This window comes from Leuconostoc mesenteroides subsp. mesenteroides (genome assembly GCA_009676745.1).
GTDB classification, from domain to species: domain Bacteria; phylum Bacillota; class Bacilli; order Lactobacillales; family Lactobacillaceae; genus Leuconostoc; species Leuconostoc koreense.
The window spans coordinates 1,208,877-1,227,799 of sequence record CP046062.1 but is presented as its reverse complement, the minus strand read 5'-3'; the positions used below and the strand labels follow the sequence as shown (position 1 = coordinate 1,227,799).

At 37.7% G+C, this 18,923-nt stretch carries 16 protein-coding genes; all 16 read right to left on the bottom strand.

Features of this window, described 5'->3' with window-relative positions; genetic code table 11:
• Positions 1 to 6 precede the first annotated feature (6 nt).
• Positions 7 to 1,104, bottom strand: a complete 1,098-nt coding sequence (locus GJV51_06150) for a tRNA-dihydrouridine synthase (GenBank protein QGM25579.1) — start codon at positions 1,102 to 1,104, stop codon at positions 7 to 9.
• A 147-nt stretch (positions 1,105 to 1,251) separates the two neighbouring features.
• Positions 1,252 to 2,577, bottom strand: coding sequence for a bifunctional folylpolyglutamate synthase/dihydrofolate synthase (locus GJV51_06145; GenBank protein QGM25578.1), 1,326 nt, complete (start codon positions 2,575 to 2,577; stop codon positions 1,252 to 1,254).
• A 24-nt stretch (positions 2,578 to 2,601) separates the two neighbouring features.
• Positions 2,602 to 3,891, bottom strand: a complete 1,290-nt coding sequence (locus GJV51_06140; GenBank protein QGM25577.1) for a sulfatase-like hydrolase/transferase — start codon at positions 3,889 to 3,891, stop codon at positions 2,602 to 2,604.
• A gap of 173 nt (positions 3,892 to 4,064) precedes the next feature.
• A complete protein-coding gene (locus GJV51_06135; protein ID QGM25576.1) occupies positions 4,065 to 5,015 on the bottom strand; it encodes an HD domain-containing protein in 951 nt (316 codons plus the stop codon).
• A gap of 27 nt (positions 5,016 to 5,042) precedes the next feature.
• Positions 5,043 to 7,406: an AAA family ATPase gene (locus tag GJV51_06130; protein ID QGM25575.1), complete on the bottom strand. Its 2,364-nt coding sequence runs from the start codon at positions 7,404 to 7,406 to the stop codon at positions 5,043 to 5,045.
• Positions 7,396 to 8,568, bottom strand: coding sequence for a DNA repair exonuclease (locus GJV51_06125; protein QGM25574.1), 1,173 nt, complete (start codon positions 8,566 to 8,568; stop codon positions 7,396 to 7,398). The genes GJV51_06130 and GJV51_06125 overlap by 11 nt, the downstream gene beginning before the upstream one ends.
• A 104-nt stretch (positions 8,569 to 8,672) precedes the next feature.
• Positions 8,673 to 10,199 (bottom strand): bifunctional phosphoribosylaminoimidazolecarboxamide formyltransferase/IMP cyclohydrolase, encoded by a 1,527-nt coding sequence (gene purH, locus GJV51_06120; protein ID QGM25573.1) that lies wholly within the window; start codon positions 10,197 to 10,199, stop codon positions 8,673 to 8,675.
• A complete protein-coding gene (gene purN, locus GJV51_06115; GenBank protein ID QGM25572.1) occupies positions 10,196 to 10,786 on the bottom strand; it encodes a phosphoribosylglycinamide formyltransferase in 591 nt (196 codons plus the stop codon). Before purN ends, purH begins: the two co-directional genes overlap by 4 nt.
• Positions 10,780 to 11,817 carry a phosphoribosylformylglycinamidine cyclo-ligase gene (locus GJV51_06110; protein ID QGM25571.1) on the bottom strand — a complete coding sequence of 346 codons (1,038 nt, stop codon included), beginning with the start codon at positions 11,815 to 11,817 and terminating at the stop codon, positions 10,780 to 10,782. Before GJV51_06110 ends, purN begins: the two co-directional genes overlap by 7 nt.
• Complete coding sequence (locus GJV51_06105) at positions 11,814 to 13,424, bottom strand: amidophosphoribosyltransferase (GenBank protein ID QGM25570.1); 1,611 nt, start codon at positions 13,422 to 13,424, stop codon at positions 11,814 to 11,816. The genes GJV51_06110 and GJV51_06105 overlap by 4 nt, the downstream gene beginning before the upstream one ends.
• Positions 13,403 to 15,619, bottom strand: a complete 2,217-nt coding sequence (gene purL / locus GJV51_06100) for a phosphoribosylformylglycinamidine synthase subunit PurL (protein QGM25569.1) — start codon at positions 15,617 to 15,619, stop codon at positions 13,403 to 13,405. The genes GJV51_06105 and purL overlap by 22 nt, the downstream gene beginning before the upstream one ends.
• Before the next feature lie 4 nt (positions 15,620 to 15,623).
• The gene (purQ, locus tag GJV51_06095) at positions 15,624 to 16,292 is read right to left on the bottom strand and encodes a phosphoribosylformylglycinamidine synthase subunit PurQ (GenBank protein ID QGM25568.1); all 669 of its coding nucleotides are present in this window, start codon (positions 16,290 to 16,292) and stop codon (positions 15,624 to 15,626) included.
• Entirely contained in the window at positions 16,289 to 16,558 is a 270-nt protein-coding gene (gene purS, locus GJV51_06090) for a phosphoribosylformylglycinamidine synthase subunit PurS (GenBank protein QGM25567.1), read from the bottom strand. Before purS ends, purQ begins: the two co-directional genes overlap by 4 nt.
• 1 nt (position 16,559) lies before the next feature.
• Positions 16,560 to 17,309, bottom strand: coding sequence for a phosphoribosylaminoimidazolesuccinocarboxamide synthase (locus tag GJV51_06085; protein ID QGM25566.1), 750 nt, complete (start codon positions 17,307 to 17,309; stop codon positions 16,560 to 16,562).
• Entirely contained in the window at positions 17,293 to 18,402 is a 1,110-nt protein-coding gene (gene purK / locus GJV51_06080; protein ID QGM25565.1) for a 5-(carboxyamino)imidazole ribonucleotide synthase, read from the bottom strand. The genes GJV51_06085 and purK overlap by 17 nt, the downstream gene beginning before the upstream one ends.
• Positions 18,399 to 18,884: a 5-(carboxyamino)imidazole ribonucleotide mutase gene (gene purE, locus GJV51_06075; GenBank protein QGM25564.1), complete on the bottom strand. Its 486-nt coding sequence runs from the start codon at positions 18,882 to 18,884 to the stop codon at positions 18,399 to 18,401. Before purE ends, purK begins: the two co-directional genes overlap by 4 nt.
• Between the last annotated feature and the right edge of the window lie 39 nt (positions 18,885 to 18,923).

Genomic DNA, 18,923 nt, shown 5'->3' with positions numbered 1-18,923 from the left:
ACTTTCTTATTTGTGGTTATTTGCTGACAATGCCATATCAGCACTAGCAGCAGCATTATCACGGTAGATATGCTTATCATCAGCAACTGCAGCATAAACATTGGTCAATTCTCGGGTTAAAATTTCCCGAACCTCAGCCGTTGTATGTGTATCCATTAACATTTGACGCAATGCTGATGCATGAGCGAAACCGCGTAGGTAAATTTTAAAATATCTTTTCAAAGCCTCAAAATGCTTTGTAGTTACGGTTTCACTAACTTCATCAAATAAGTCTAACTGTAGATTCAACAACGAAATTGATTCTTCTAATGTATGTTGTCGCGGTTGCTTTTCAAAAGCATACGGATTTTCAAAAATCCCTCGACCAATCATAATACCATCAATACCTGGGTGCTCTTGAACTAATGCTATTCCCTGTGCTCTAGTTTTAATATCACCATTAATTTGTATTAATGTATTGGGCGCTATTTCGTCACGCATTGCCAATATTTCATCAATATATTCATAATGAGCTGGCGCTTTAGACATCTCTTTACGAGAGCGCAGATGAACTGTCAAAACGGCTACCTGATGTCGCAAAATAATTGTTAGCCACTCTCTAAACTCTTCTGGTTTATAAAATCCCAGCCTTGTTTTTACTGAGACCGGTAAACTACCGCTTTGTGCGGCAACAATAATTTTTTCAGCTAACTCAGGGTGCCTAATCAAATCAGAGCCAGAACTATTTTTTATCACTGTGCCATCTGGGCAACCCATATTAATATCAACAGCCTGATAACCCATGTCTGCTAAAACTTCTATTGACCCAGCTATTTCATTCGGTCTTGATCCCCATATCTGTGCAACTGGCTGTTGTTCACCTTCAGCAACTGCTAATCGCCCCTGAACAGAAAACTTGGCTTTAGGATGAACCATTGAACTAGCATTAGTAAACTCAGTATAATAAACGTCTGGTCCTGCTGCTTTGGCGACAACACGTCTAAAAACTGTATCGGTTACGGCTTCCATTGGTGCCATACTAAAAAAAGGTTGTTTACTCTCGTGATTACTTTGTACTTTTGCAACGACTTCGTCCCAGAAAAAGTTTTGGTTTAATTCTGACATTATTTTGCCTCATAAAGTTTCATACTCATAAAAATATCTCTCCCATTTTAACATGAGAAAGACATTTTCACAAAATATTAACAACCCAAAAAGTGAATAGGTCATTGATTCAGGTTACTAATACGCAACATTATTTTTAAATTAGCACTAAATACGACCTTCCCTGTGAATTGCGCTTAACGTGTAGAATGACCCAGTAACAACAATCAATGCTTGAGAAGATTCACGAACACGCATTGCAAGCGAGATAGCTGCAGAAGCATCATTGGCAATCTCAACCTCAATACTTGGATAGTTCGATAAAATATCAGTTGCCAATTCGTCTGCAGATAATGCTCTTGTTTTGTTATTCGGTGTGACAGTAATGACGCGCTGAACAAACGGTATAATTTCATCCAGCATCTCATGATAATCTTTGTCCTTGAGAACACCTAAAATCAAAGTCGGCTTAATTTTTAAGTGCCAGGAATTCAATGCAGAGACTAATGCTTGCATGCCATCAACATTATGAGCAGCATCAAACAAAATGTTTTTATCAGCATGATAATTCATTCGCCCCAACATTTTCACATTAGCAATACCATTACGAGTCTTTTCGGCGTCAAATTGATATCCTTTTTCAATTAATGCCGCTTTTGTTTTTAATACGATACTGAAATTATGAACTTGAAAAGCGCCAGCCATACTTAAGAAATAACCACTCTTGCCATTAATAATCAAATCAAGCCCGGATGGCGAGGTATTAGCTATAATTATTTCATCCCGCTTATATTCGAACCAACGTGCGCCAACCTTTTCTGTTCGTGCTCTTAATACCTTTTTGGCTTCAATATCTTGTCCAGGATAATCAATTACCCATGTACCTGGTTTGATAATAGCAGCCTTATTCTGAGCAATTTCGGCGACATTATGGCCTAACAAATTTTGATGATCAATACTAATTTTAGTAAAAACAGTTAACATTGGTGTTTCAATCGCATTGGTAGCATCCCAAAGACCACCTAACCCCGTTTCAAAAATAACCAAATCTACTTTTTGATCAACAAATGCCAGCAATGAGATAATCGTAAAATACTCAAAATAAGATAAATAATAAAGTGGCACGTCGTGATGTTTAAAAAGAACAACTAGCTGATCATAATATTTTAAAAAATCTCTTTTGGATATCATTTCCCCGTTAATACGGATTTGTTCACGATCATCCATGATAAAAGGACTTGAAAAATGACCATAGGTATATCCATTGGTCTTTAAAATTGATCCCAACATTGTACCTGTTGACCCTTTACCATTGGTTCCAGCAATATGAATAATTTTTAATGACTTGTCGGGATGCCCTAACCACGTCAATACCTCTTTTAGTACAGCCACCCTACCTTTATCTAGAATACGCCATGTATTGTCCAGACTTTTTAATACTGTCTTGTAGCGCGTTGAAACTTTCAACTCGCTTTTATCCATTTTCTTATCCACAGTAAATCTCCAAAAAAGATATTTTCATTTAAACGCTTTGGTGAGCGGTATGCCGTCTAAAACATTTTCGAATTCCAGATTAAGTAATTGTGCCATCGTAGGTGCTTCATCTACTAAGCTCGCTTCTTCAACGATGCCATGCGCAATATCTGGTCCAGCCATCACAAGTGTAGTCTGATAGCCTTCTTTGTCCGGCCTGAATCCATGTACTGCTTTATAGCGATCACTTTGACCTAACTCCTTCTCGTCTGTAGCCTCCACAACCACTGGACGATCAACTTCATCTGTAAAGAAAAAGCCATTTTGCGCTTCAACAATAAAAGTGGCTTCTGGATTAATGTGCCATTTGATAATATCTGTAGAAGTATAAATCATTTCGATACCTGGTACTTGCTGTATAGCAGCGCGAACTTCCTCTACTAGTGACAGATCTTTTATGTAAATATATGTGGACCCATCAGTTGTTTTGGCTAATACTCGCCAATCATTTGCAATTAGTCCTTTGTCAGTCACAGTGAGCCAATTATTAATGGCAAACAGTTTATTTAAATGTATCATATTCGCAACGTCAATTTGAAAATGATCACCCAAAACAACAAAATTAGTTTGTTCAAAAGTACCTGCATCTTTTGTTGCTTGAATAATATCACCCAGATTGCTATCTAGCCTTTTTAAAGCCTCATAAGCTTGCTTAGAATGCACGCCATATTTGTGTCGATGTGAATCCATATCAACTAAATGAATAGCTGTCATATCTGGCTTTTTATGTTTAATGGTGTCTACTGCAGCTTTTGTGATAAATTGGTCTAGCTGAGGCTGAGCAATTCCTTTGCGTAATTTACCGAATTTTCTGTTCATGTCAAACAAAAAATAGGGTGAACTAGCATGAAAAGACACAAAATATTGGTTGGTCCAAATCCGATTAGGGAAAATTTCAGCAATATTCCATGTAATTGGTGCTTTCGCTGAAACAGGCCATAAAAAGGCAGCTGTTTTCAAGCCCTTATCGTGTGCCAAATCAAATAAAGTGGGCGTTTTTATGTCTCGCGCGTACCAAAACCAGTCTGGTGAATCTCCCAATTCCGGCTGGATTTTTGTATTATTTATAATGCCATGCTTGGCGGGATAAACACCAGTCATAATAGTTGTATGTGAAGGATAAGTTAGCGTTGGATAAATACCTTCAACTTTTTTTACATGGGTTCCCCGAGCAATTAAATCAGCAACATTAGGCATCAAATCAATATGCTCTGCAACATCTTCAGCACCCATAGCATCAAAAGATACAATTATTAACGGGTTTTTAACAGTCATATGTTTCTTCTTTCTCGTCAAATGACAAATATTTATATTTGATTATTGTATCACTGAAATGACAGACGTTCAAAAATATAATATTAGTATTTCAACACTGTACTTTAACTTAGATTCAGTACTATATAGACAAATAAAAAAACTTATGCTGGATTTTTATATCATCATTTTGGTTACCAATTCTCTTCAGGTTTGTAAAACTTCCGATTGTCTAAGCCGAATACTTTATCAGAAAATGACCCTGAATTTGTTTTTTCTAAAGCCCCCGTCATCATCTGAATCCCTGCATCCAATTCATCGAGTTGATGAAGAACTTCTGCTTCTATTAATGCCGGACGAACAGGAGATCCAAATTCTAGTAAACCATGATGTGCTAGCACCACATGACGTAAAACAATCATTTCTTCACTTTGCAAATCAAAATGCAACTCATTTGCTGCCAAAACGATTTGCTCATCAATTAATGTAATATGACCAATTAAGTTTCCCGCCAATGTATACTGTGTAGCAATTGGTCCAGAAAGTTCGATCACTTTTCCCAGGTCGTGCAACAAGGCACCAGAAATCAGCAAATCCTGATTAAGTTGCGGGTATTGTAAAACAATATTCTTTGCTAGTTTAGCAATCGACAACGAGTGAAAACTCAGTCCTCCTCCAAATGCATGATGATTCATTTTTGCAGCAGGATATTTTAAAAATAAATCATTATATTGTGTAAATAGCTTTCTAACTAATCTATTCCAGGTCGGATTAGCAATGGATAAGATAAAGTCACTCAGTTCTTCGCTCATATCAGCTTCTTTCACTGGCGCATGAGTCATAAAATCCGAAGGACTATCTGGTTCCCCAGCTTCAGTTAACCTAATGTGGGTAATTTGTATCTGAGGTTGATCACGATATGATCCCCTAACACCCTGTAAACTAACGACTTTCCCAGGAACCAAAGTCTTAATTTGTTCATCAGTAGCATCCCAAAGGTTACCAGGTAAATCCCCTGAGCGATCCGAAAACAGTACACTGATATAAGTTTTCCCAGTTTTTGTCAAACGTACCTCTGCTGCTTTGATTAATGCAAAAGTATCAATATGTTCTGTATCTTGATACTCTGCTAATAATTTTTTCATCTCATGGCCCCTTACCAGCTTAATTAATTATAATTCTAACACTTTGTCAAAGTGTTCGTTATGCATATCAGCTGTCCAATAAATAACTTGCTGATTTCGTCCAATATCAGTTAATAACGCTATAACGTTTTGTTTGCGACCAAAATCAAAATTAACAAAGCCTTCATCTACTAGAATAGGCATGTTAATAATATCCCGAATAACTTGGCTTAATGCTAAACGGAAAGCCACATATAATTGTTCTTGTGTTCCGGTAGATAATTCTACTACGCTAAACTTTTGTCGATCATTTCTCACGACCTGCAATGTATTTTTGTCGAATTGGATATCCACATATCGACTGTCTGTAAGTTTTTGAAAGTAATCCGTTGCTAGCTGTTGCATCTTTGGAAAGCGATTTTGAGATGCGTCTTGCAAGGCTTGATTTATCCATTTTACGCTCATTTTTTTTGCTAAATATTCGCCAAATTGTTGGATGAGCTCTGTCTTTTGGTTAGCAAGATCTTGTTGTGACATCATGAACTGATCGTTACTAGTTCTTTGCTCTTGCTGCGCTTTGTAATGTGCAATGTCACTTTGTAGTTCAAAGGCATGTTTTTGCAATATTGTTAGGTCATTTTGTTGCTGTTTTTTTCGTTCAAGCAATTGTGTTTCGTTATCATACTTTAACAATTTTTGGCGCATACTTTCATCAATTTGGTTCATGATATCTTGATAGCGCTGCTTTAATTGTTCATTTTTATTATATTGATCTAATGCATGTTGCAGTTCATGCAAATCTGCAACATGATATTTCTTAAAAATGATTTTCTGTTCGTTTAACTTATCAGACAATTTTTCCTGTTGTCGTTGTATTTCAGTAACGATTTGATTTTGCTGTTGTACATGCATAGTTCGCTGACTTTGCTCTGAAAGACTTTCTTGTTGTTGCACACTGATTAATTGTGCAATAGTTAATTCTAGCGAATCTGAAAGAATCTGAATATCAAGTTTCAATGCAATTGGCTGTATCAGTTCAATCAGCCTATCATATTGATTTTCAATTTGTTCATTTAATCTTTGAATATCCTTTTTTTGTTGTTCATATTGGTCTATCTCAAGCTGTATTTTTTTAATGTTTTGTACATTAAGCGGACTATAAGCTTTTTGAATTGTTTGGCGTATTTGATTTCTCTTTTGTTGCTTATAGAAGATGCCTATGGCTGCAATTACTGATAAAGCAATCATCCACAGGGCAGACCAGTGCATTATAAAAACACTAACAAATAGGATTAAAATCAACACACCAGTCAACAGCAAATACACATTTGAAGCAGATAAATTTTGCAACTCAGTTTCTGTTAACCCTTTTGGAACATCCCCCTCAAACTGAGCTTCAATTTGTTCCCTTTGTTTTAGCAAATCAGCACGCTTCTCAGTATTCACTGCCAAATCTCGTTGTGCTACTTGTGCTTTGGTCAAAATCATTTGGTCGGTGCTATCATCACTCTTTTCACGAGGCACTTCAATATTGTTTAACGCTTCATTATGCTGTGAAATACTTTCACTTAACGAATCAACTTCAATTTGTAATCGCCGTGCTTGTACCACCTGTTTTTCATCAATAGATGGTACGTTTTCAATCTCTATTTTTTTAGCTGATTCAAATAATTGATATTGCTGTATGAGCTGTTGTGTTTCTTGTAGTTGTTGGCTAACAGTAAGCAATTTTTCTTCTTGCTCATGTTGTCTAGTTTCTAAATCAGTTAGTACTTGTTCTGTCGACATGAATTCATCTAATTCAGCACTTTTTCGATGTAATTCTTCTGTTGCATTTTCATATTCTTTAATAGCAATATTTAAAGGTCTTTTATTTGCTCGGGGAGCAAATAATTTATCAGCAGACTTGTCAAATTCATCCATGACATCTAACCAACCTGTGCTTCCTACAGCACCAATATTTAATAATAGCTTTTGAAAATCTACTGATTTGATTTGAGCTATTCGGGTTAAGTCTTCTTGATTAAAATTAAAAATATCGTCAAATGCTTCTCTTGTAAGTGGCGATAATTTTTGTTTTAACCACTTTTCTGGATCAATAATTTCCGTTTGATTTATTAAACGTGTAACCGTCAAAGTTGTTTTCGTACGATTCAAACGCGTTATCTTGACATCACCCTCATCTGTTTCCAAAATTAAACTACCACCGTATTGACTTCCGTCCTTTGGATCGTAAACGTTATGACCATTTTTTTTTGTTGGAAAACCAAATAAGATACCTACAATAAATGCTCTTAAGGTCGTTTTTCCAGACTCATTTTGTCCGAAAATAACCTGCATACCATCTGATAAATCAAAAGATTCTTGCGACCAACGGCCAAATCCGCTAATTTCTAAGCGTTTAATCTTCATTATTTTGTCGCCTTTCTGCAATTAATTGTTTCATAGCATTTTGAAGCTCTTCCTGACCATCATCACTCATGAAATACTCACGAATAAATACAGGAACTTGATTTGGCAAATAATTGATTATGTTAGATGCTTCAAATACCTTGTTCATCGCGTCCGTCCAGTATTGCTGATCAATATTGTCAGTAACTAATGATAACTGTCCAGCATTAGCGACATTTAAACGAACGACCCACATATTGGTTGGTAGTTGATCACGAATTTTGTCTAATGTCACACCGCTATTAATTCGTTCAATAATGGTTGCATCAATTTGAGCAGTTATAGTGATTGACCAAAAAGTTATTTTGTCATTTTTGAGATTGATAATTTGATCAATTAGATCAGCCTCATCTGTCATTGATGAAATCGTCGCACTATCCCAATTAATTTGCGCAACACGTTTAAATTCTGGCATCAAACGTTGATTCTCAGAGTGAACCAAGTAATAGCCTTTGTCCCCGGTTTCTTTACGATTTAAGCCCTGCAAAACACCAGAATAACCGATAAAGGGCTGTTTATTTAGCGTCTGACGTATATGAATGTGTCCCAAGGCCCAGTAATCATAGTTCTTTTGCAACATATCACTTACAGAAAAAGGTGCGTAAGGATTACCAACAACACCAAGTGCACCATGATACAAGCCGATTTGATAGTCAACATCCCCTTTACTAGGAAAACTATCAATAATTTTTTCAGTTTGACGTTGCGTTTGATAACTAAAGCCCGTCAATGCAACTTTTTCTCCTGAATGAAGTACTTTTATTTTTGTTTCTACTTCTTGATTAAAAACGTGGATATTGCTTGGCCAGGGCAGATGGTTTCTCGTATCTGCTTCAAAGTCATGATTACCAAAACTTAAAAAAACATCAATCTTCATATCTGAAAGTCGTTGAAATTGTTTGCTCACTACTTCTTGAATAAATGGACTATTCTCAGCTGAATTATATAAATCTCCTGGGAATAAGATAAAATCAACCTCAGCAGAAATAGCATCATCAATTAATTGCTCAAATGCCTTAATGGTTGCTGTTTGAACTGTTTTTTTTAGCATAAATGGCAATTGCTTATCCAGACCAGAAAAAGGATTACCAAGATGCACATCACCTGCATGAATAAATTTCATATGATCTCCTAAGCGAATATTTGTTCGTATAAATAAGTATACCTAAAAAAATATTGTGATTCAACTAAAAAAGCGCTCTAAATAGCGCTTTTTTAGGCAAAATTTTAATGTTTAAAGTGTCGTGTACCACTGAAGATTAAGACAACGCCTAATTCATCAGCCTTGGCAATTGAATCCTTATCTTTGATAGATCCGCCAGGTTCAACAATCGCTTTAATACCATGTTCCGCTGCATACTGGACAGAATCATCCATTGGGAAAAATGCATCTGAAGCTAATACAGCTTCATCAAATCCTGGTTTTTTTTCTGCCTTTTGGATTGAGTAAACAACTGAATCAATACGATTAGGCTGTCCTGCACCGATACCCAATGTTTGACCATTACGAGCGACAACAATAGCATTTGACTTCACATGTTTCACTACTTTTTGAGCAAAAATCATTGCCTGTAACTGTTCTTTGGTAGGCTGTGCTTTTGAAACCACGGTAAAATTATCTTCAGACTCGCCAACCAAATCACGTTCTTGTACAACAACTCCACCCAATACGGAAGTGACTTCTAATTTTTGTGGAATATTTGTTGTAAATGGTAACGTTAATAAACGAAGATTTTTCTTAGCTGCTAAGATTTCATATGCTTCCGGTGTAAAGCTTGGTGCAATAATAATCTCAAGGAAAATAGCATGCATTTTTTCTGCAGTTGCTGCGTCAACTTCACGATTAAGCGCAACAATACCACCAAAAATTGAAACATCATCAGCAGCAAAAGCTTGATCCCAAGCAGCTTCCAAAGTTTGTCCCTGCCCTATTCCAGCTGGATTCATGTGCTTAACTGTAACAACTGTCGTTTCTTCATATTCAGCAATTATTCTAAGTGCCGCATCAGCATCACGAATATTATTATACGACAATTGCTTACCGTGCAAAATATCAGCATTCAAAACCGAATAGGTTTCTGGTAAGGCTGTCTGATAAGCAGCAGCTGGTTGATGTGGATTTTCACCGTAACGCATATCATCAAATTTTTCGTAAGGTAATGTCAGATTTTCAGGAAACGATGTTTCCGTCAAATAATTGGCAATCAAAGCATCGTAGCTGGCGGTATGTTGAAATACTTTTGCGGCTAATAACTTACGATATTCACGATTAACTTCACCGGCTTTTAGCTTATTGACAACAGCATCATAATCTTTTGGATCTACAATTGGCAAAACTGATGCAAAATTTTTTGCAGCAGAACGTAACATTGATGGACCGCCAATATCGATGTTTTCAATGGCCTCTGCTTCTGTAACACCCTCTTTTTGAATAGTTGATTTGAAAGGATACAAGTTCACAACTACCATATCAATTGGTGTGATATCAAATTCTGTTAATTTAGCCATATGTTCTGGTAAATCACGACGAGCAAGTAAGCCCGCATGAACACGTGGATGCAACGTTTTTACACGGCCATCCAACATTTCTGGAAAGTCAGTTACTTCATCAATTGAAATAACATCTAACCCAGCTTCTGCCAATACCCTATGTGTACCACCAGTGGAGACTAATTCATAGCCTAATTCAACCAAATTTTTGGCAAATGGGACTAAGCCACTTTTATCAGAAACGCTAAGTAATGCTCGTGTCATTTTAAAAATACTCCTTCATCTATTAACTTTGCAAGTGTGTTAGGATACAGTACGTGTTCAAGATTATGAATACGTGTTTCTAGTAAATCCAGCGTGTCATCATCATAAATTTGTACAACTTCTTGAGCTATTATCTCGCCAGTATCAATACCATTATCCACAAAATGAACAGTTACTCCTGTCTCTGTAACACCAGCTTCAAAGGCATCTAAGATACTCTGTCGTCCCGGAAATTTAGGTAGCATGGCCGGATGGAGATTAATAATCTTCCCTGGATAAGCATCGATTAACTTTGGCGTCAAAATACGCATAAAGCCAGCCAACAAAATACCATCAACCTGATCTGTTTTAAGTTGATTAATAATGACCTGTTCCGCTTCAAGCTTTGTTTCATAATCTGAATATTTTATCGCTGTAGCAGGAATACCGAATATTTTAGCTAAATTCAAAGCCCCGGCAGTTGATTTATCGACTATCAGGCGTACTATCTCAGCATTAAGACCTCGTTGTAAAATGGCATCATTTAGTGCTTGAAAGTTGGTCCCTGTTCCAGAGGCAAAAACTGCTAATCTAATTTTCCTCACCATGGTTGATTACCTGTAAACACAACTCTTTCGTTCTGAGCAGACGTTATTTTTCCAAGTACGTAAGCTGTTTGATTTTGTTGCGTCAGTAATGTCATTGCATCTGCTAGATGCTGTGGTTTTACAATCAAAATCATTCCAAGTCCATTATTAAAAGTCAATAACATATCTTCCAATGACAGTTTTCCCTTAGTCTGCAACTCATTAAAAATTGGTAAGATAGGCCATGAACCCCAACTTATTTCTGCAGAGACATTTTCTGGTAACGCCCTAGGCAAGTTTTCAACAATTCCACCGCCAGTAATATGTGCCATTGACTGTACTAGATTAGCTTCCACAAGTGGCCAAACAGATTTAGCATATAAGGCTGTTGGTGTCAGAAGTGTTTCTTTTGTTTCAGATGATAATTGATTAAAATCATCATCTGAATGAATATCAAAAACATGACGTACTAGTGAGTAACCATTTGAATGAATACCAGAAGATGGTAATCCAATCAAAATATCCCCTTCAGAAACATTTTGTGATGACAATAACTGCTGACGTTCTGCAACACCAACAGCAAAGGCTGCTAAATCATAGTGCTTTTCCGCGTACAATCCTGGTAATTCGGCACTTTCACCACCAATCAAAGACATATTTGATGCTTTGGCAGCTTTGGCGATACCAGTGACAATTTCAGCAACAACTTCTGGTCTCATTTTGTCTACAGCTAAATAATCAAGCAAGAAAGCTGGTTTTGCACCCTGAGCCAAAATATCATTAGCCACCATTGCTACTAAGTCTTGCCCTATCGTGTTATGCTTATCCGCAGCGATAGCTAGCAGCAACTTTGTTCCTACACCATCAGCGCCTGAAACCAGAACAGGATCGGTATATCCTTTTCCTAAAGCAAATGCGGCGCCAAAGCCACCAATACCATCAAGAACTTGGTCATTATAAGTATCTGCAACTGCATTTTTCATTAAATCAACAGCACGCTCTCCTGCCTGAATGTCAACGCCAGCCTTTTGATACGCATTTTTCTCACTCATATTTCCACCCCTTGAATTGTTTGTGAATCTAAATGGATTGTGCCATCTGACAAGCGTTCCTGGTTTCGTAATGAAGCCACTTGACGAGGGTGGTAGGTAGTCGTCGGTTCAGGAACAAAATCAACTTCCCCATCACGAATAAATTTATCTAGGCTTGGCTTATAGTCGTAAATTGGACTTGGATAATGACCATCAAAGTAAGCAGTTGTTAGCCCAGTTCCTTCTCCATCATACGGCAAATCAATCGCCTTAACTAGCGCGCCAACTGACAAAAATCCAAGTGAATCAGCCTCAATCATTTTAGTCATTTCACGCAATGAATGATTTGCGCCCATCAGTTCTTCTGTTGTTTGCATATCAATACCATAAAATGACGGAAACTTAAATATTGGACTAGCTATTCGAACATGAACAGATTTTGCTCCGGCTTCTTTTAACATACGTACAATAAACATCGATGTCGTACCACGGACAATTGAATCATCAATCAACACAACATTTTTACCAAGAACAACGTCTCGAACAGCACTTAATTTCATACGGACAGCACGCTCTCTTTTATCCTGTGTCGGCTCTATAAATGTTCGCGCAATATATTGATTTTTGACTAATCCCATCTCATTGGGTAACCCACTGGCCTCAGCAAAGCCAGCGGCTGCACTCAAACTAGAGTTTGGAATACCAACAACAATATCTGCTTCTGGAACAGGTTGTTCCGCTGCTAAGGCTGCCCCCATCCGCTTACGTGCCTTGTGGACATTCACACCATAAATCATTGAGTCAGGGCGAGCAAAATAGATATATTCCATCGAGTCAATATTTAAAGTGGTTTTATCAGTATATGTATCGATGGTTAATCCATTGTCGTCAATTGCGATTAGTTCACCGGGTTGTACATCACGCACAAACTTAGCGCCAACAACTTCAATAGCAGCCGTTTCAGATGTCACAATATAGTGACCATCAGGCATTTGACCAATCACAAAGGGTCGAAATGCATGTGGATCCAATGCGGCAAACATACCATATGGCGTCAATAACAAGAATGCAAATCCACCACGCACAATATTTAAAGCTTCTTTTAGCTTGTCAATAAATTTGTCAGCTTTAGACCGACGAATTAAGTGTAATAGAATTTCAGAGTCAGAAGATGATTGAAATATAGCCCCTTCTTTTTCTAAATTCTCACGTAATGTTAGTGCATTTGTTAAATTCCCATTGTGCGCCAATGAGATTTGCATGTCATGAAAATTCACCATCAAAGGTTGAATGTTTTCTAATCCATTAGATCCAGCTGTGGCATAGCGTACATGACCAATGGCACTTTCTCCAGCTAGAGCCTCAATACGAGATGTGTCACGAAAAACATCGCTGAGTAGACCTAGGCCTCGTTCTTGCCACAAATGGCCATTATTGTTAGCAACAATACCCGCTCCCTCTTGGCCACGATGTTGTAATGCATGTAGTCCATAGTAGGTTAATTGTGCCGCATCAGATCGACCCCAGACACCAAAAATGCCACATTCTTCATTCAAACTACGCACATTAAGCCGCGATGTTTCATTTTTTTGTTCGTTCATCATTGTTACTCCGCGTTTAGCTTCCATGCGATACTCTCCTGATAGATCTTCTTTGTTTCTCCGAGTGACAATTGAATATCGTTTGTTGTCGTTTTGATATTAATAGCATCATCTGCTTTAACCGTGCCTAATTTTGTTGCTCGATCACCGGCTATTGCTTCAAATGTCGTCCTATTTTCAGGAGACACACTGACTACAAAACGACTTGGTGTTTCCGAAAATAGATACTTATCAGCTAAGTTTACCGAGATATCAAAACTAAGATTTCCAGCGAAGGCGCTTTCAAGAAGACCAACAATTAAACCACCTTCAGATAAATCATGCGCACTATTAAGCAAACGTTGATCCGTGGCCTGTAAAATTAATTGTTGCACTGCTAACTCATCCGCATCACTAAAATCAAATAATCGTCCGTCAATATGTCCTGTTTGCATTTTTTGAATTTCTGAACCGTTAAAGCTATCTTGCGTTCGTCCTACAAGATAAATGTTATCGCCTGATTTTTGAAATGCCGTTCGTGTTGCTTTTGTAATATCTTCAAGCAAACCAACCATGCCAATCATTGGTGTGGGATAAATTGCTTGCCCATCTGTTTCATTATAAAGGGACACGTTTCCAGAAATAATTGGTGTATTTAATTGTTTAGCTACGTCATTAATACCGGAAACCGCTTGATCCAATTCATAGTAAACTTCTGGATTATCAGGTGACCCAAAGTTCAAGCCATCTGTAATGCCAATTGGTTTTGCCCCTGTAGATACAATGTTTCTAGCCGCTTCAGCAACTGCCATTTTGGCCCCCACACGTGGGTTAAGATATAAATAACGAGCATTGACATCTGTTGTCATCGCTAATGCCTTTTGCGTGTCACGAATACGAATCAACGCTGCATCACCACCAGGCTTAATAACCGTATCAGCACGTACTTGAGAATCAAAATGACGGAATAATGATGCCTTAGAAGCAATTGTTGGTTGCGCGAGTAATGTTAAAATCGTTTCTTTAACGTTACCCATGTCTGGTTCAAATTGTTCATCTGTAAAGGTCGCTAATCTGGCCGGTTCATTCATTGGTAAGTCTTGCTTTGGTGCATGCGTTAAGAAATCAACAGGCACATCTGCAACAACTTCATTTTTAAAGTTTAATCGATAACGACCATCATCAGTAACTTGGCCAATGATTACAGCATCCAAATCAGCTTCTTGGAACAAATCAATAATAGCTTGTTCTTCACCTTTCTTAACAACTAGCACCATACGCTCTTGTGATTCTGACAGCATGAGTTCATAGGGTGTCATCCCTGTTTCACGTTGAGGAACCATATCCAAATCAAGATTAATGCCCATCCCTGCTTTTGCGGCCATTTCAGAACTTGAAGAAAGTAAGCCAGCAGCACCCATATCTTGAATACCAACAATAATATCAGAATGTTCACGAATTGCTTGAAGGGTTGCATCCATCACTAATTTCTCTAAAAATGGATCGCCAACTTGAACAGCCGAACGATCAGACGCTTCTGAACTAGAGAACTCCGCAGAAGCAAAGGAAGCCCCATTAATACCATCACGGCCCGTTTTGGCTCCAACGTAAATAATTGAATTTCCAATACCTTTTGCCTGACCAACTTGCATAGCATTTTGATCCATTAAACCAACAGCCATGACATTTACTAATGGATTTCCTGCATAAACTGAATCAAAACCAATTTCACCACCTACTGTAGGAATACCAATTGCATTCCCATAGCCTGCAATACCTGCAATTACACCATCAACAATATGTTTTGTATGCGCATTGTCTAATTCCCCAAATCGTAGTGAATCTAGCACAGCGATGGGTTGTGCCCCCATTGAAAAAATATCACGCAAGATACCACCAACACCCGTTGCTGCTCCCTCATAAGGTTCAACAAACGACGGATGGTTATGGCTTTCTGCCTTAAATACAACTGCTTGGTTGTCACCAATATCTAAAATACCCGCACCTTCACCTGGTCCTTGTAAAACACGTTCGTTCGTTGACCAGAACTTACGCAAAATTGGCTTTGATTTCTTATAAGAAACGTGTTCCGACCACATTCCCGAAAAAATACCTGTCTCTGTAAAATTAGGTAGACGCTTTAGTTCCTTAACAATCAAATCATATTCTTGGTCGGTAAGGCCCCATTCTAGATAAATTTTAGTATCTCGTACTTCTTCTGGTGATAATTCATTTGTTGTCATTATATTAGGCTCCTGCGAGAATACCGCTCAAAATACTTTTGAAAAAGTTCTTACCATCATCATTACCAGTCACTGCATCAACTGCGCGCTCTGGGTGTGGCATCATACCAAAGACATTACCATTTTCATTCATAATCCCTGCTATATCATGTGCTGACCCATTAGGATTATCCACATATCGGAAAATAATCAGATTATTCTCTTCAAGTTTCGTCAATGTCTCCGCATCAGCATAATAATTTCCTTCTGCATGCGCCACAGGAATATTAATTATTTCTTCAGCCTCATAAGCATTTGTATAAGCAGTGTTTGGATTTGCAATTGAGAGTGCTATCTCGTCGCAAATAAATCCTGGTTTTTGATTTGTTAATAGCTGTCCTGGTAGCAAACCGGCTTCCGTCAAAATTTGAAATCCATTACAAATACCAATAATAAGCTTGCCATCATTAGCCGCTTGCGTCACAGCACTCATGATTGGCGAGAAACGAGCGATTGCTCCTGTACGCAAATAATCTCCGTATGAGAAACCACCAGGTAAAAAGATTGCATCATAGTCTTTCAAATTATTATGTTTTGCAGAAACAATTTCTGCATCAACACCAAATTCTTGCAATGCGTATAACATATCAAAATCACAATTTGATCCTGGAAAACTAATCACGGCAGCTTTCATGATAATACCTCGTCCTCAGCTACCAAAGACAAATCAAAGCGGTAGGTTTCTGTATTTTGATTGATTAACAGCGCATCAGTAAAACTTTCAACTTCTGAAGTAGCAGCATCAACATCGGTTGCTTTCAGCTTGATTTCAAAATATTTACCTTGTGATACTTGCTCAATTCCACTATAATCCATACGGTTCAATGCCGCTTTAATCACTTCTCCTTGTGGATCAAGGATTGATGGCTTGTATGTGACATATATTTTTGCTAAGTACATATTATTTCTCCAAATTTTCTAAACGTGATAGTACATCACGATAACCAACAGTAACATCACCAACATGTTTTCGAAATACATCTTTATCAAGTGACTGACCTGTTTTTTGGTCCACCAAGCGCATATTATCTGGTGATAACTCATCAGCCAAGATCAGCTTGCCCTCACTATCACGACCATATTCTAATTTAAAATCAACTAAGTCAATATTAATTTCATCAAAGACTTCTTTGAGCAATTGATTCACTTCTTGAGCACAATCACGTAATTTTGTAAGTTCTGATAATGTTGCAAAACCAAGAGCTAAAATTTGAGAATCATTTATAAAAGGATCATCTAGCTCGTCCGATTTGTAATAAAATTCTTGAACCACTGGTGTTAACTTTTGCATTGGCGTTGCATTAAATTTACTTACAAAATGTCCTGATGCATAGTTTCTCGTAACAACTTCAATGGGTAAAATTTTAAGGGCTAAATCTAATTCATCTGTTTCAGAAACCGAAGAAAGATAATGATTTTCAATACCCTGACGGGTTAAATACTTAAATAATATATGCGAAATTGCACTGTTTAACCGGCCTTTTTCTGGTATGTTTTCATGCACTTTACCATTTAAAGCGGTTGCTTGATCCATATAATGAACCCACAAAATTGTAGGATTATTTGTGAAATAAACTTGTTTCGCCTTACCCTGGTATTTTAGTTCTCCGCGAATCACAGTTTTACCTTCATATTCAGTTGCATTGTTCATGCAAATCACTCCATTCTTTTAACTTTTGACCATTTTCTGTTCCTAATACTGTAATATGCCCCATTTTACGATTATGTTTTATTGCAGATTTACCATAATCGTGAAAATGCCACTCTGGATGATGGACTAAATCTTCTCTAGCTTGTGTCAACTCATTGCCTAACAAATTTAACATTATAGCAGGGCTTTGCAGCTCAATAGGTGGTATTGGTAGACCGACGACACTTCTAATGTGTCCTTCAAACTGTGATACATTGGTCGCTTCAATACTATAATGTCCAGAGTTATGTGGTCGTGGTGCTAATTCGTTAACCCATACTTCCTCGTCAGCGACAAATAACTCAATACCAAGTACACCACGTAATTTAAGTGAATCAGCAATATTCTCAGCAATTGCCTCAATTTTATTCTTGAGTGTCAGTGAAATAGCAGCAGGTACCGTTGTCATTTTTAAAATGTGGTTTTCATGAATATTTTCAACAATCGGCCAGGTCACAATTTTTCCGTCTTGGGAACGTGAAACCATAATACTTAATTCTTGTTTAAAATTCACAACTTGTTCCAAAATTAATTGTCCAGATGGAAAATCATTTTCAAGATTAATAATATCTTGCGCTGTATTAATTGACCACTGACCGTGCCCGTCATATCCACCACTCACTGTTTTTAAGATGGCTGGAAATGTTACTTTTCGTAAATCTTCGGGTGAATTTACTTCAATGAAATTCGTGACTGGTACTTTAGCACGATCTCGAATAAACTTTTTTTCAATAATACGATTGCTTGTGATTCTTAACAGTTCTGTACCTTGCGGTAACTCTGCCTCGCTTTGCTCATTCAATGCATCGCGATCAACATTTTCAAATTCATATGTTAATACTTCACTGCGTCGTGATAATTCATTTAATGCTTCGACATCATCATAATCAGCAACTATCTGAAAATCTGATACTTGTCCAGCTGGAGAGTCTTTCGTGGGATCCAATATCCCGACACGATACCCCATTTCTTTTGCAGAAAGAGCCATCATTTGACCTAATTGACCACCACCAATGATACCAATTGTTGCCGGCGGTAAAATTATTCGCGTCATATCAATTCTGCCTCGCTCTCTACAGAAGTCTTTGTTTGGTGTTCTCGATATTTATCCAAGGCCTGCAATATGTCATCATTATTTAAAGCAATAATTTGTGCAGCTAAGATTGCCGCATTTTTTGCACCTGCATCACCTATAGCAACCGTAGCAACGGGAACTCCCGCTGGCATTTGAACAATAGAGAGCAAAGAATCTAGACCGTTCAATGCTCGTGATTGCATCGGTACACCAATAACTGGTAGCGTCGTATTAGCTGCCAGCATACCAGGCAAATGTGCTGCACCGCCAGCACCAGCAATAATTACTTGAAGCTTATTTTCTCTAGCTTGTCTCCCAAACGATTGCAATTCTTGAGGCATACGATGCGCTGAAATAACATGTTTTTCGTAAGTAACGCCTAATATATCCAAAATATCTGTCGTTTTTTTCATGCTGGGCCAATCACTAGTTGATCCCATGACAACTGCAACTTGAGGCATATTTTTCTCCAATTTGTACAATTTTCGTGATTTACAAAG

Coding starts and splice junctions, on each gene's coding strand:
- GJV51_06150 (QGM25579.1), bottom strand. CDS start 1,104: ATGTCAGAATTAAACCAAAACTTTTTCTGGGACGAAGTCGTTGCAAAA.
- GJV51_06140 (QGM25577.1), bottom strand. CDS start 3,891: ATGACTGTTAAAAACCCGTTAATAATTGTATCTTTTGATGCTATGGGT.
- GJV51_06135 (QGM25576.1), bottom strand. CDS start 5,015: ATGAAAAAATTATTAGCAGAGTATCAAGATACAGAACATATTGATACT.
- GJV51_06130 (QGM25575.1), bottom strand. CDS start 7,406: ATGAAGATTAAACGCTTAGAAATTAGCGGATTTGGCCGTTGGTCGCAA.
- GJV51_06125 (QGM25574.1), bottom strand. CDS start 8,568: ATGAAATTTATTCATGCAGGTGATGTGCATCTTGGTAATCCTTTTTCT.
- purH (QGM25573.1), bottom strand. CDS start 10,199: ATGACACGAGCATTACTTAGCGTTTCTGATAAAAGTGGCTTAGTCCCA.
- purN (QGM25572.1), bottom strand. CDS start 10,786: ATGGTGAGGAAAATTAGATTAGCAGTTTTTGCCTCTGGAACAGGGACC.
- GJV51_06110 (QGM25571.1), bottom strand. CDS start 11,817: ATGAGTGAGAAAAATGCGTATCAAAAGGCTGGCGTTGACATTCAGGCA.
- GJV51_06105 (QGM25570.1), bottom strand. CDS start 13,424: ATGGAAGCTAAACGCGGAGTAACAATGATGAACGAACAAAAAAATGAA.
- purL (QGM25569.1), bottom strand. CDS start 15,619: ATGACAACAAATGAATTATCACCAGAAGAAGTACGAGATACTAAAATT.
- purQ (QGM25568.1), bottom strand. CDS start 16,292: ATGAAAGCTGCCGTGATTAGTTTTCCAGGATCAAATTGTGATTTTGAT.
- purS (QGM25567.1), bottom strand. CDS start 16,558: ATGTACTTAGCAAAAATATATGTCACATACAAGCCATCAATCCTTGAT.
- GJV51_06085 (QGM25566.1), bottom strand. CDS start 17,309: ATGAACAATGCAACTGAATATGAAGGTAAAACTGTGATTCGCGGAGAA.
- purK (QGM25565.1), bottom strand. CDS start 18,402: ATGACGCGAATAATTTTACCGCCGGCAACAATTGGTATCATTGGTGGT.
- purE (QGM25564.1), bottom strand. CDS start 18,884: ATGCCTCAAGTTGCAGTTGTCATGGGATCAACTAGTGATTGGCCCAGC.